Origin of the sequence: Marinomonas sp. MED121, assembly GCF_000153025.1 — a bacterium.
Taxonomy (GTDB): Bacteria; Pseudomonadota; Gammaproteobacteria; order Pseudomonadales; family Marinomonadaceae; genus Marinomonas.
Genome location: NZ_CH672433.1, coordinates 1 through 13537 on the forward strand (window position 1 = coordinate 1; position 13537 = coordinate 13537).

The following is a 13537-nucleotide window of genomic DNA, read 5'->3' on the forward strand; positions in this document are numbered from 1 at the left end:
TAACGCTAGGCTTGACCTTCAAAATCTGAACACATGAAAAAATTAAATAACATTGTTTCATTAGTTATGGGTTAAACCTTGAAAATCTGACTCTTTAGCGTCTTAATCAGTATATCTAGCGGAGTATTTTTCATTCAAACGCTATATTTTTATCAATAGGATTAAAAATTTTCATGAATAGACGATTTGGAAGATTGCCACCTTTAAGCGCTTTAGAAGGATTTGAAGCAGCAGCACGACTTAAAAGTTTTTCGCTTGCCGCCGAAGAATTAAACCTAAGCCAATCTGCCGTTTCCCATCAGATCAAGCTGTTAGAGTCCTTTTTCGGTATGGACTTATTCAATCGCGTTGGCCGCTCTATTGAGTTAACCGTTGCTGGCATTGATTTTCTAGATACCACGACCCAGGTACTTAATGAACTGGCAAGAGGCAAGCGCAGGATGGATTTTTACTTTCGCCCAGGCTCTGTCGTTTGGGGAGCAAATACGGGGTTTTCTAGTAAATGGCTGCTTCCTCGCTATAGCAATCTTCTTAATGCTCACCCAGAAATAGAGCCTTGGTTATATTCTGACGATGACTTTTTTGACCTTGAGACCCAAGAAGTAGATCTTGCTATTTGGTATGGGGATGGCAGCTGGGAAGGCGTGAAAAGCTATAAACTTTTCCATGACTACCTAACGCCTCTTTATGCCGAAGACCGCTTTCAAGAAGAAATGAAAATCAAACACTTCGATGATCTAAGTAAACATAGATTACTGCATGACGAACGCTCTGAGGACTGGATGAGCTGGTTTAATCAAATAGAGCACCCCAGCTTGATAAGCTCACATGGTTGTAACTTTAGTGATTCTGGTTTGATGTTAGAAAGTGCAACAAGAGGCCAAGGCGTCACCTTAGGAAGCTTAGTTTTGGCTGATGAACTTATCCAAGAATCTAAATTAGTCCAGCCTTTTGATACCATTATAACCACCCAAGAAGCCTATTATTTGGTCGAACCAGCCCATACCAGAATAAGACCCGCGGTTGCTAAAGCAAAGGATTGGTTATTGGCAGAAGCAAAGAGTTTCAGCGCTAAATTTGAATCTTAGATTTAAACCTTTGAGAAGCCTATCTATCCTCTATCGCTAACAAGTATTAATCAGGAAAGTACTGGGCTTCTATTGCACGATATGTTCCATTTAGTTTAATGGCTTCTAAACTATTTTTTAGCGTTTGAACAAGGACAGGGTCACTTTGAGGGTGCATGGCAACATAGAGTTTTTCCGATAACCCTTCGATTCTAAAGACACGTTCAATCAAGTTTAAGTCAAACCCAGAAGCTTTCACCTGAAAAGGAAGAGAGGCTTCATCATAAGCAATTAGATCCATACGACCATAAATCAGCATGCGAACAACAAATTGATCAGCATTTGCCACCACTAACTTTTCAAAACCTCTATTTTCTAGATAGGTTTTAATCGCATCCTCTTGAGAAACACCAATACGATAAACACGGGCATCGTCTAAGGAATTGATGTTCAAATCCGTATTTTCTTTGAGCTTATAAAAAGACGTGCGATAGGGTGCAATATCCCCTATCCATTCAAACATGGTCTCTCTTTCGGGAATACGAGCAATGGAGTAAATCAAAGCGTTCGGTTTAACTTGTGCTGTTCGATATGCCCTTGGCCAAGGGTAAAAGTCAATATCAGCTTGAATGTTGGCATGGTCTAACATGGCTTTAACGACTTCAGTCGACATACCATGCGCTTTACCCTCTACTTGAAAATTATAAGGTGGGAAATTTTCTGTCACTATTTTTAATTCAAGATGAGGATCTGCCCTACCCACAAGCGCTATTGACATAAAAATTATTGATAACAAGTGTCGATACATAAAATGTAAACCCTATCTAATGGCTTTCAATAATCTCCTAGATATTTAGCCTAGTTGTGTATACCTAATAGTGCTATCTAGGGAACCTGCGATTAAGTTACTTCTTTTCAGTCTGCTCTTTTTAGACATTGGAAAAAGAGAGTCAATCTAGATGCCACCTTGTCCTTGAATAATAGAAAATCAATGTAAGTAACTTTCAAAAAAGGACAACGCAGAATGACATACTTTCAACTATTTTCAGCTAGCAAGTCCCTTGCAATGTTTTACTTAGCGTCCATTAGTATTTGATTTTACAGCTTTTAAAAGGAGAACCTACTAGCAGTAACACTTTTATACACAAGTGATGTCGCTAGGGAACCTGCGATTAAGTCACCTCTTCTCAGTCTTTACAGAAAAAGTATCACACAAGGCGTTACTTTGAAGTAATGTAGGTACCTTTCGAGAAGTGACAACACAGGGTGTTACTTTTTCTGAAAGACCCGAAGGGCGTGGTCTAAAAGCCCTACCTTTACGTTGAGGACCTTATCAATAGAATCACTATTAAGTTGCGCTCCTCGCCATAAATCTAGTTGCTTTTATCCACACGCTGAGGTGGGAGGACTTATTCGCAGGTTCCCTAGCTAAAAATAACAAGCTTTATTCATCAATAGGGTTCAAGCTTCCATTTAGGTAAAAGCCTTTTGAAGCAGCTTATGGGATATCTAAGACAAGGTATTTTATAATTTTATCTTAATTTATATATCGGCTTTAAAGAGGGAATGTATTCAATATGAAAGGATTGCTTTTTATGCCTTCAAGCTTAGTAAAGGCAGTATGTCTAAAATATGAGTCGCACAAAAACGACTCATTTAGATTATAGGTGATGTATATTAGCTGTATTCACCTTAGGTTTAAAAAGCTTGATTGCATGACACTTATCTTCTAGAAGCTTGATCTATTTCTAACTCCAAACTTGCCAGTATGCTTTCTAGTTTCTGGCTCTCCTCTAGCTTGAAAAGCTCTGCACGCTTATCGTGTAGCCATAGTGAAATACTAGACTGGATAAAACCAATGAAGGAGATAATAACGAGCAAGAAGGTCATTAACCCAGAGAGAACGGCCATATTAAAATCCATGAATTGCTTTGAACTATATTGGAAGCGACTCAATAGACTGTCCATTTTCTGCACAAAAAAAGAACCCTGCATCATATTATGATGAAGGAGTTGACTAAGCATATCTGGCACGATAAACACACAGCTTGAGACTATAAATAACCAACCAAATACCTTTCTTTTTTTTCTTAAACTAGATCGCGTTTCTTGCATAATATGCTCTTACCACCTCAAAAATATAATGCATCCGAGCATTGCGTTAATATTACAAAACCATACATAACCTTACGAAGTCGGGGATCATACCTAAAGTCATCTTGATTTTGTACATAAAATGTACATTTTTTTTGTAACCAAGAAGAAAAAGAATCAAGGATTAAAAGATAAGTAAAAAAGCAGGTTTTGGATGGCTTGCCATAACTCCATGTTCTATATGAATTCATTCCTAAAGCTCGCTTTAAAACGCGCCAATCACAGCCCTAATCAAACGAATAATTTTTACTAACATTTCTCATAAAATTTTCTCAAGCTATCCGCTCATATTAGATAAACCGATAAAATAAGGTCACCTCAAAACGAAATCAAAGGGGCTTTCGATGGAGCTTTTCGAAGGAGCTTTTGAAGGAGTGCTCAAAAACTAAAACTAGGACTAAAGACGAGATATAGAGGGCGACACCTTAAGTGGCTATCTATTCCTTGGCTATCATTACCAAAAAAAGAAGTTGCCAAAAAAGAAGTTGCCATAAAAGAAGGATTCTTTATAAGCTCAAAGCAGGTGAATGGACAAAAACTTGCGATCGCCTAGCGATAGCAGATGAAGAGTGGGAACCAGCGCCAGCAAGCTTAGGGTTACATGCGTTCTGGTTAATTACCACCAACTGAGGTTGCAATCCCAATAAGGTGCAGGCCAGTCTACTGAGGCTCCAAGAATTTAAACTCTTCCAACACACTCTCTACTAAGTCAGGGTGCTCTTTCATAAATTTAATAAACTCTTTTTCAACATTTCGTGTTGCTACAATTTTGCCTTGAACAGCGTGAATATATCGTTCCTGCTCTGGGTTTATTGCTTCTATTTTTTCTTTTACCATTAAGACTAAATACTTACCTGCATAACTAATTAAATGCTGGGTAAGCGCACTATAGTCATCTGACAATGACACATCAAAACCCCCCTTAGAAAGCAGCTCGATATGTAATTCAGGAAAGATGTTTTCCACCTCAGACATACTCACTAATAATTGCGCTATCATCTCTTCACTTTCTAAAATATCAACGTGGCTCCGATTAAAACCAAATTGCTTATTAGACTGCTTCTGTACTTCTGTATGTAATTGGCTTGAAAGAGGCACAACACCATCACTATTTTCACCTAATTTCAGCATGCTTTTGTTATTATAAGCATAATAAAGTTGATGGTTTACAGACTCAGGTAAAGGCTTCCTATAAAGCCCTTTAATAAACTGACTACTCGGATTTAGATCGATCCAAGAAGGTAATACGATCAAACCATGTCGTTCACCTGAAGCTGCAGAAGGGTGGCCACCAAATGGGCTTGCGATACTAACAAATAAGTCCACTTTATTTTCTTTCGCACTTCCTTCGTAATGGTTGAATGCTTCACGAACAATAAGCCCTCCCATACTATGAGCCACTACAATCATTGGCATATGACCGATTGGCATAACATCCCCAGACAGATAGACATCATAAAAAAGCTCGGCTAGTTGGTCTAAATCCCCTCCTGATGGGTAATAAAAAAATAAAGCCTGATAACGGTCTTTATCCATAGACTCAATAACTTGTTTAAATGACCTGATATTCCCACCAATACCATGGACAAAAATAACAGGGATTTTATGAGCAACATTTTCTTCCAAGGCATAAAACATAGTAGGTGCAAGTTCGAGAAATGATGCCGGATCGTACATTCCCATGGTTGCAATTTCATCATTGAAAATAGGGTCATCCAAACGGCGAATAGTCCCTGCGGGATAAAACACAGACTCTTCTGTCTCCATTATTCTTGGCATAACAATCGTTTCAGCCCAAGCAATATCAAAACTATCTGTTATTTCTATATTTATATCTTTTACTATTTTTTCAGGGAAATGGTTAGTATCTAGAGTAAGCGTTTTCATGCCTACAATTTCAGCGGGGGTAAATAGCTCGTTCTGATCCAAGTCGGCATAAATCAATAATGTATAATCACCTTCTGGTAAATTTAAACCATAATGTGTGCCAACCCCTTTAAAGAACATAGTATCAACACGTTCATTAGCCTTAAATTTACTAGAATAAGCCACGATAGCCATCGACATACCAGAAAAGTGATTTGAATCGACAATAGGCTTTCCCCAGATAAAGAAGGTTTCTTGATCAATCAGATGCTTCAAATTGACTTGACTCGGATTGGCATTTTGAATTTTGGTGTATTCAGCCTGAATAGAAGAATATTTTAGGTAGGAGCAAGCAGTCAGCATAGAAGCTAACAAAACGATAACAAGGTTACTTATCTTAAACAAATCACTATCCTGTAAATGTTAGAAATGGCCGCGTATTAACATGTTAAAAATCGAATATTGTCGCAAAGAAACTACTCTTCTCGAAAGGCATAAAGCATTTTAAGTGCCATAAAAATAAACATATCTAAAAGAGTTCTGTTTCTATTGCGAAAATAGGGTTCTCCATAGCCAAACTCGAAATAAGAGTAATTTTATTACCAGCACCTTTCACTTCTTCGTTAGTTGATTATCTATTTCATTTTATCTTGGCATACTTTTTTATCGTCTTATTTTCAATAATAACTCGAGCAACCTTTTCTTTCCAAACCAAGTATTCTGCATCAAATCAACACTCTACTAATAGAGTTAAAACTTATTTTAAATCTAACCTTAAAGCGATATAAAACACACTAAGCATTATAAGAATCGACCTTAACTATATATCCAGTAAGGTCGACATTATAGGGTATGCTTTCTGAAAATTTGGCGGCTCTATTTATCCTTTAAACGCCAAAGCGAAGCTTTTCAAAAACTCAATATTTGAGTGGAATTGTGTTTTTATATGGTTTTCTAATTCAGGAATAAGGTACTTTTCTTGATCATATTTAGTATGCCAAATTTGCCCCCACCCCTTCTCTTTCTTATTTTTGCATGCCGTTTGTTTTTCATCATTAAAACATGTCCAGAAATTTGGATTGCTTGTTTGAGAGTAGCCATCAAAGCCTGACTTACCTTTTATCATAAAGTTAGTCGCCTCGATGTGAGCAATAGGCACACCTTCACATGCAAATGGAGCATGATCAGACCAACCACCCGTTTCACCTTCAGGATAACCTTGCGTAGCTGGATGTAAATGATAGGAACTAATATCGGTTAATTTCTTTGATTCAGATAACAAGGAATCACGTAGCCAAGGGCTATATTCATAGTTTGAGCTTTTTGCATCATTACATTTATAGGGTGAAGAATGAGCACTATGGATATACAAATAATCCCCGCCTACAACGGTATCTAAATTAATCATTCCTACAAGGTTATCTTTATCAAAGCTTGAAGAAGTAACATACTTCTTTGATCCTTGAAGACCCACCTCTTCAGCACCAAAAGATACTAAGCGTATCGTATAAAAATGCTCCTGCTCTTTAATCTCTTTTGCTAAAGCGAGTAAAGCAATAGTGCCTGATGCGTTATCTATTAGTCCAGCGGACCCTTTTCGATGCCCTGTTGAGTCATAATGAGCACCTATAATAAGTGTTTTAGGTGACTTTCCTTTAAGAACAACTTCAATATTTCTCGATTGTCTCTTTTTATCTTTATAAAAGTATTTGAAGTTATATTGATTGACTTCAAAGCCAAGATCTTCATATTGATTAATTAGCCACTCGCCAGCATTATATTCACTACGGCTACCTGCCAATCTATCACTGAAGTTCGAAGAAAAAGCTAAAAGTGATTCCCATGATTGAGTTTCAGCACTAGCTTGAAGACTAGATAATGATAGGGTTATAAAGACAAAACTATTTTTAATTATTTTCATTTAAGTATCTTTTTTAAGTTGAATTTCACACACGACTTTAAAAAGGGTCAACATAATGCCTTCTCCTTGGCCGCACTAGGATATCTATCCAAAAGAACACTATCCTAATTATGTATATAAACTCATGATTTTATGACACTTTATCTAGTTTTTAAATCCTTATAACATACCATTTCAAATCGAACTCGCCTGCATCAACACCTTCTTTTCAAACTAGACAAGCCTTGCTTATTCCCACTGAAGGTGACAGTGACGGTCGCCTTTCTCTTTTAGGAAAGCCCCGTTAAAATTGCAGAAAAGCTCCCGTCTAATATCAGCTGGACCACAAGGACTCGCGCCTTGCTTACCTTGTGTTCTTAAGAATTCGTCTTAACTGCTTTGATGGCCTGCTATTGAGTTGAATAAGCTTGCCGCAGCTTTTTAAAAGACAAGACGCACTGCCAGTGCTAATTCTATACTCCTCAGTTGTTTCGCTGTCGACACAGTTAGCTTTGATACCATTTTAAGAAGAACGACTCGATTGCTTAGCAGCAACATTACCTCAGGCCCTCAAGCATATAGCCATATTGACCCTTTATGTGCCTGTATAAATGATCAATATATTTTACAAAGCTGTAACGATTCTGGCTGTACTGACTCAGATATCTTTTCAATAAGAGACTCTTTGATTAATAGTATTGGCTATGTAAAAGATAAATCACAACACATTGCGCCTTGCAAAATTAACATTATTGAGAAAATAAAAAGTTTCAATGCAGTTTAATCAATGAAAATAACTTTCAAGAAATAAAAATAATGTCTTAGTAATTTGGTTAAAAGTTACAAACTTTTTATTTTTACTATCACAATTTATCTACAGAATATAAGCTTGATCGATTATAGAGAAATTTCCACTACAGCCACCATAGTATATCCTTATATGGCTTCCTGACATTTTTGCAGATAAGATTAAGCTAAAAATTTGATCATAGTTGGGGTTATCCCCTAACAATAAAGCGCCATCACTTCTAGCACACCCAGTAAACACACCATCCACTAATGAAATAAATGTGCTTACACCACTCACAGCTCCAGGGTTAATCACACCAACTTTGTTACCTGTATTAAGTGTCCACTGATTTGCAAAAACAGAAGAAGACAAACACATTAAAATTACAATTAAATATTTCATAACATCCTTAATTAATATCATGTACTTAAATTTAATCCATATTACTTATTTATAAACCCTTAAACTCTTTGTAGTACAGTCTATTGAGTGCAGCCTTACTTTTTTGCCTGCCGTCATAGCTGTTAATGCTGCAGAATATAAATATTGTGGTGTTGATGAACCAATTTCATGAGGGTGATAACCAAGATAAACAATATTATGATTGCAGGTACCAACACCAGAGGCATCTTCAACGTTTGATAGATATAAATTAACTCGGCCTTCTTCAGTTACATCCATAAACTCAATGTATGCATCATAATCTGCAAAAGCACTACTTATAGAGCTGATCATTAACACAAAAATGAAAAAAAGCGTTTCAATATTTTCTCCTTATTAAATATTTTTATATATTACTCAAAACCAACACCAATAACCGCGGGATAGTTAATATCACTGCATTTATTGCTGTAAACATAAAATTTAAGTTTTTTATTCAAGGCATGAGCACTTAATAAAACAGATAATGCCATGTTCTTATTATCTCCACTCGTCCCATCTTCTAATACAAATTCATATCTAAAGTTAGATGAGCAAGAATTTGGGTTTTCAGGAACACCACCATCAATTTCAAAAAAAAGTCTATCTGTTACCTCAATTTGAGTAGGGCTACCCACGACAATAACAGTGCCTGCAAATGCATTAATCGATAATATTGATAATGCAAAGAATATGATGCTTTTCAAATTTACGCTTCCTTTATTAAACCATACTTCATGTATATCAATATCCTATCATTAATTTTAATATTATATAAATACAGTTTCATAAAAAAGCTTTAAATAAAGCCTATTACCCTCTCAGCCTTTTCCTAATAAGTGCACATAAGGTGTAGATTCTTCTTTGGTTTATTCATTAGTCAAAATATTTCTAGGGAGCATGTTTTCATCGTTTCTATTTAAACATTAACAAAGTCATGGGGTTGGTTCTACGACATCATCTTGCTAGTCTTCAACTGAAAAGGTATACATATTTTGCTATCTGTAATTGCACCTGCTGAACTACTAAAAACACACGCAAGGTCGCCTACTTTAGCATAAATGACTTAATCTATTTGCTCGATTAAATTGATAAAATGAGTTAAAAATTAATCATGTTAGCAAGGAATATCACCTATGCATGTCCTGAAAGCATTTTAAGAAACAGCTGAATAGCCAGCCAATACTTTTAAAGAAACAATTGATAATAAAGTGAAAAAGTAATTTTTTTCATATTCTAGGTTCTTAAAAACCATTAATTTCAGGCTAAATTAAAGTATTAATATGAAATTTTCATTTTATGCATTCCAAAGGTAACAAATTTTAGAGTCGTAACGAATAAGTGGATATTAAAAGGTTTTAATTTTAGGTTAAAAAAGTACTTACAACTCTTAAAAAAAAAGCCCCTTAGAAGCTAATCTAAGGGGCTTTTCAAATTCTAGCGCTCATAAGCATGAACTATGAATTTGGTAGGGCTAGGCAGATTCGAACTGCCGACCTCATCCATGTCAAGGATGCGCTCTAACCAACTGAGCTATAGTCCTATAAACTTGTGGCTGGAATTATACCTATGCTAATACACTTGGCAAGTCTTAAGCTTAAAATTTATTTAAGCAGTTGATATCCTTAGGCAATTATTGATATTTGTTAAATACCGCAACCATCAACCCATTCATGTACATAGTCAGGTAAGTCCGCTTCAGCAGGCACTGGCGTTGATTTGCCGTCTTCGCCAATTGCGACAAATTTGAATACACCTTCTGTCACTTTTTCTCGGGTACCGATGCGGTTACGTCTCACCCAAGCCTCCACTAATATTTCCATGGAAGATCGACCGACTTTAATAACGCACGTATAGACACCAAGAATATCACCCACTTTTACCGGACGAATAAAACTCATACGGTCAATTTCGACTGTTACCACTCGACTCTGTGCTCTTTGACCTGCACATATACCTGCAGCGATATCCATTTGGGATAATACCCAACCACCAAAAATATCACCGGCAGGGTTAGTATCACCTGGCATAGCAACGGTTCGTGTTGTTAATCGGCCTTTAGTTTCTTCTTTTACACTTGATTCTGACATTATGTGCCTATTTCCACTCGCCTAACTTGGTTAGGTTTTCAGTTGTCATCCTCCTTGATTAAGTATGTCCGTCTATATCATTTTTGAAACATTCGCCTATTTAATATTTGGACTAATAAAAATGACTTATGTTTAGGTTAACTAATTATAGCTCACCCACCTCTTTTAACTTTTTCTGTAATGAACGAATTTGATCTCGATAACCTGCAGCCAATTCAAATTTAAGGTTTTCAGATGCCTCAACCATTTCTTTTTGCAACTTAACGATGGCTTTACGCACATCTGCCACATCATCCATACTTTCAACTTTATAGTCTGCAGATGTCTCGGCCACTTTTTTAGCCTTGCTCTGCTTACCTTTACCAGCACCTGGGTTATAAGACCCTTCCATAATATCTTGCACTGACTTAGAAACCCCTTTGGGTACTATGCCATGCTCTTTATTATGGGCCTCTTGTTTAGCACGACGCCTATCTGTTTCAGCCATAGCACGCTCAATTGAGCCTGTAATCCTATCGGCATACAAAATGGCACGACCATTAATATTACGAGCAGCACGACCTATGGTCTGAATCAAGGATCTTTCTGATCGTAAAAAGCCTTCTTTATCTGCATCTAATATCGCCACCAAACTTACTTCAGGTATATCTAGACCTTCACGAAGTAAGTTAATGCCCACTAACACATCAAATTCACCTAACCTTAGGTCTCGAATGATTTCAACACGCTCAACCGTATCTATATCTGAATGTAAGTAGCGAACACGAATTCCATGCTCGTATAGGTAACTTGTTAGATCTTCTGCCATACGTTTGGTCAGGGTAGTCACTAATATCCGCTCACCTTTAGGCAAACGTTTATTAATCTCAGATAATAAGTCATCAACTTGGGTAGCAACGGGTCGAATTTCAACAGGTGGATCAATCAAACCTGTGGGTCTGACGATTTGCTCGACAACCCAATCTTGGTGCTCAGCTTCATATTTGCCAGGCGTCGCTGACACTAGAATAGTTTGTGGTTTTATTTGCTCCCACTCCTCAAAACGCATTGGCCGATTATCAAGAGCAGAAGGCAAACGAAAGCCGTATTCAACTAGGTTCTCTTTACGAGACCTATCACCCTTATACATGGCACCAATTTGAGGGACAGTTACATGGGATTCATCTATGACCAAAAGCGCATTGGCAGGCAAGTAATCAAATAAGGTCGGCGGTGGTGAGCCCTCTGGACGACCCGATAGATACCTTGAATAGTTTTCAATGCCTGAGCAATAGCCTAGCTCTTGCATCATCTCTAAATCATAACGGGTTCTTTGCTCTAATCTTTGCAACTCAACCAATTTATCTAAGTATTTTAGCTGTTGTAAGCGTTCATCTAACTCCACTTTAATTCGCTCAATGGCATCCATCACTGTCTCACGGGGTGTCACATAGTGGGTTTTTGGATAAATGGTTAAACGGGGTACTTTGCGAATTGTTTTATTTGTTAGCGGGTCAAAAAAGGCAAGGTTATCAATTTCATCATCAAATAGCTCAATACGAACAGCTGTGTCTTCAGAGTCCGCAGGAAACACATCGATGACATCACCACGTACTCTAAAGTTACCCCGTTCAAACACCACATCATTGCGACTATATTGAAGTTCAGCTAAGCGCCTTAATATGTCCCTTTGATCAATGCGATCACCTCTATCTAGATGCAGCATCATTTTTAAATAGGACTGAGGATCACCCAATCCATAAATTGCTGACACAGTCGCGACAATAATAACGTCTTCCCTTTCTAACAGGGCTTTCGTTGCAGAAAGTCGCATTTGCTCTATGTGCTCATTAACGGAAGCATCTTTTTCAATAAAGGTATCAGAGGCGGCAACATAAGCTTCTGGCTGATAATAATCATAATAAGAGACAAAATACTCAACCGCATTGTTAGGAAAGAACTCTTTAAATTCACCATAGAGTTGAGCGGCAAGTGTTTTGTTGTGAGCCATTATAATGGTGGGGCGCTTTGCTTTAGCAACAACGTTTGCAATGGTAAAAGTTTTACCTGAGCCTGTTACGCCTAAAAGTGTTTGATGAGCAAGGCCTGCTTCAATACCTTGGGTCAACTTTTCAATGGCTTTGGGCTGATCCCCTGCAGGCGAAAATTGCGATACGACTTCAAACTCTTTAGACACGGCTCTCTTCCTAACACGGTGGCAATAACTGAATATGTGATTTTATCAAAAATGAAGCAAACTCGCCGCAATCAAAACAAAAGATTTCATTCGACTGTTACGCAAAAAAGATAATTTAGATTATTAGAAACATTTTTATTTTTTTGATATATACTATTTGGAAATAAGCTTATTCCATTTAGAGATAAAAATGAAAACATTATCAATTACGCCCTTTTTCGATCAAGTCACTAATACGGTTTCTTATATAGTGGCAGACACTCATAGCAATACGTGTGCGATTATCGACAGTGTTTTAGATTATGATGCCCCTAGCTCAGAAACAAACACAAGTTCCGCCGATTTGCTAATTAAGCACATTAAAGAAAATAATTGGCAACTTAAGTGGATCCTAGAGACACATGTACATGCAGATCATTTATCTGCAGCACCCTATCTGCAACAAAAGCTAGGGGGTAAAATAGCCATTGGTAAGCATATCACTCAAGTACAAACTATCTTTACTGAGCTATTAAATTTAGCCGATACATGCGCCACAGACGGCTCTCAATTTGACCTACTCCTGGACGAGGGGGATGAGCTAGCCCTAGGTAATTTCAACATTAAAGTATTACATACTCCAGGCCATACGCCTGCCTGTATTAGCTATCATATTGAAGATGCTTGCTTTGTTGGTGATACCTTGTTTATGCCAGATTATGGTACAGCTCGATGTGATTTTCCTGGTGGAGATGCCAACACTCTTTATCATTCTATTCAAAAAATTCTTGCACTTCCTGACGACACCAGGATATTTACTTGCCACGACTATAAAGCAGAAAATCGGGATTATTATGCTTGGCAATCCAGTGTCTTAGAGCAAAAGCAAACCAACCTACACATTAACCAAAATGTGAGTGAACAAACATTTACTCATATGCGAAGCTCGAAAGATGCCACCTTATCTATGCCTAAACTGATATGGCCTTCAGTTCAAATCAATATGAGAGCAGGCAAATTACCTATGCCTGAAAATAATGAAATGTATTATTTGAAAATCCCAATCAGTTCCTCATTAAAAGACTGCTAGGTGAC

11 protein-coding genes and 1 tRNA gene are annotated in these 13537 nt (G+C 37.3%); 2 read left to right on the forward strand and 10 right to left on the reverse strand.

Annotation, left to right across the window (positions count from 1 at the left end; all coding sequences use genetic code 11):
• Nucleotides 1-173: 173 nt before the first annotated feature.
• The gene (locus tag MED121_RS18405) at nt 174-1088 is read left to right on the forward strand and encodes a LysR substrate-binding domain-containing protein (protein ID WP_009835269.1); all 915 of its coding nucleotides are present in this window, start codon (nt 174-176) and stop codon (nt 1086-1088) included.
• Between the two features lie 46 nt (nt 1089-1134).
• On the opposite strand, the gene MED121_RS18410 is transcribed toward MED121_RS18405, so the two are convergent.
• From MED121_RS18410 to uvrB, 10 genes are all read right to left on the reverse strand, one after another.
• On the reverse strand, nt 1135-1875 hold the full coding sequence (locus tag MED121_RS18410) for a transporter substrate-binding domain-containing protein (RefSeq protein WP_050764620.1): 741 nt from the start codon (nt 1873-1875) through the stop codon (nt 1135-1137).
• 914 nt (nt 1876-2789) lie between these two features.
• Nucleotides 2790-3182 (reverse strand): hypothetical protein, encoded by a 393-nt coding sequence (locus MED121_RS18415; RefSeq protein WP_009835271.1) that lies wholly within the window; start codon nt 3180-3182, stop codon nt 2790-2792.
• Between the two features lie 699 nt (nt 3183-3881).
• The gene (locus MED121_RS18425; RefSeq protein WP_207382842.1) at nt 3882-5492 is read right to left on the reverse strand and encodes an alpha/beta hydrolase; all 1611 of its coding nucleotides are present in this window, start codon (nt 5490-5492) and stop codon (nt 3882-3884) included.
• 475 nt (nt 5493-5967) lie between these two features.
• Complete coding sequence (locus tag MED121_RS18430) at nt 5968-7008, reverse strand: M28 family peptidase (RefSeq protein ID WP_009835274.1); 1041 nt, start codon at nt 7006-7008, stop codon at nt 5968-5970.
• Nucleotides 7009-7861: 853 nt separating this feature from the next.
• Nucleotides 7862-8179 (reverse strand): hypothetical protein, encoded by a 318-nt coding sequence (locus MED121_RS18440; RefSeq protein ID WP_036181216.1) that lies wholly within the window; start codon nt 8177-8179, stop codon nt 7862-7864.
• A 45-nt stretch (nt 8180-8224) separates the two neighbouring features.
• On the reverse strand, nt 8225-8512 hold the full coding sequence (locus MED121_RS18445) for a hypothetical protein (protein WP_009835277.1): 288 nt from the start codon (nt 8510-8512) through the stop codon (nt 8225-8227).
• Between the two features lie 59 nt (nt 8513-8571).
• Complete coding sequence (locus MED121_RS18450; protein ID WP_009835278.1) at nt 8572-8904, reverse strand: hypothetical protein; 333 nt, start codon at nt 8902-8904, stop codon at nt 8572-8574.
• A gap of 759 nt (nt 8905-9663) precedes the next feature.
• Nucleotides 9664-9740 (reverse strand) — tRNA-Val (locus tag MED121_RS18455).
• A 103-nt stretch (nt 9741-9843) separates the two neighbouring features.
• Nucleotides 9844-10287 (reverse strand): acyl-CoA thioesterase, encoded by a 444-nt coding sequence (locus MED121_RS18460; RefSeq protein WP_009835279.1) that lies wholly within the window; start codon nt 10285-10287, stop codon nt 9844-9846.
• A gap of 145 nt (nt 10288-10432) precedes the next feature.
• A complete protein-coding gene (uvrB, locus tag MED121_RS18465; RefSeq protein ID WP_009835280.1) occupies nt 10433-12463 on the reverse strand; it encodes an excinuclease ABC subunit UvrB in 2031 nt (676 codons plus the stop codon).
• A gap of 190 nt (nt 12464-12653) precedes the next feature.
• On the opposite strand from uvrB, the gene MED121_RS18470 reads away from it, so the two are divergent.
• Nucleotides 12654-13532 (forward strand): MBL fold metallo-hydrolase, encoded by an 879-nt coding sequence (locus MED121_RS18470; RefSeq protein ID WP_009835281.1) that lies wholly within the window; start codon nt 12654-12656, stop codon nt 13530-13532.
• The last annotated feature ends 5 nt before the right edge of the window (nt 13533-13537 follow it).

What these genes read in the sequence shown, in the direction of transcription:
- MED121_RS18405 (WP_009835269.1), top strand. Translation starts at nt 174, where the DNA reads ATGAATAGACGATTTGGAAGATTGCCACCTTTAAGCGCTTTAGAAGGA.
- MED121_RS18410 (WP_050764620.1), bottom strand. Translation starts at nt 1,875, where the DNA reads ATGTATCGACACTTGTTATCAATAATTTTTATGTCAATAGCGCTTGTG.
- MED121_RS18415 (WP_009835271.1), bottom strand. Translation starts at nt 3,182, where the DNA reads ATGCAAGAAACGCGATCTAGTTTAAGAAAAAAAAGAAAGGTATTTGGT.
- MED121_RS18430 (WP_009835274.1), bottom strand. Translation starts at nt 7,008, where the DNA reads ATGAAAATAATTAAAAATAGTTTTGTCTTTATAACCCTATCATTATCT.
- MED121_RS18440 (WP_036181216.1), bottom strand. Translation starts at nt 8,179, where the DNA reads ATGAAATATTTAATTGTAATTTTAATGTGTTTGTCTTCTTCTGTTTTT.
- MED121_RS18445 (WP_009835277.1), bottom strand. Translation starts at nt 8,512, where the DNA reads ATGATCAGCTCTATAAGTAGTGCTTTTGCAGATTATGATGCATACATT.
- MED121_RS18460 (WP_009835279.1), bottom strand. Translation starts at nt 10,287, where the DNA reads ATGTCAGAATCAAGTGTAAAAGAAGAAACTAAAGGCCGATTAACAACA.
- MED121_RS18470 (WP_009835281.1), top strand. Translation starts at nt 12,654, where the DNA reads ATGAAAACATTATCAATTACGCCCTTTTTCGATCAAGTCACTAATACG.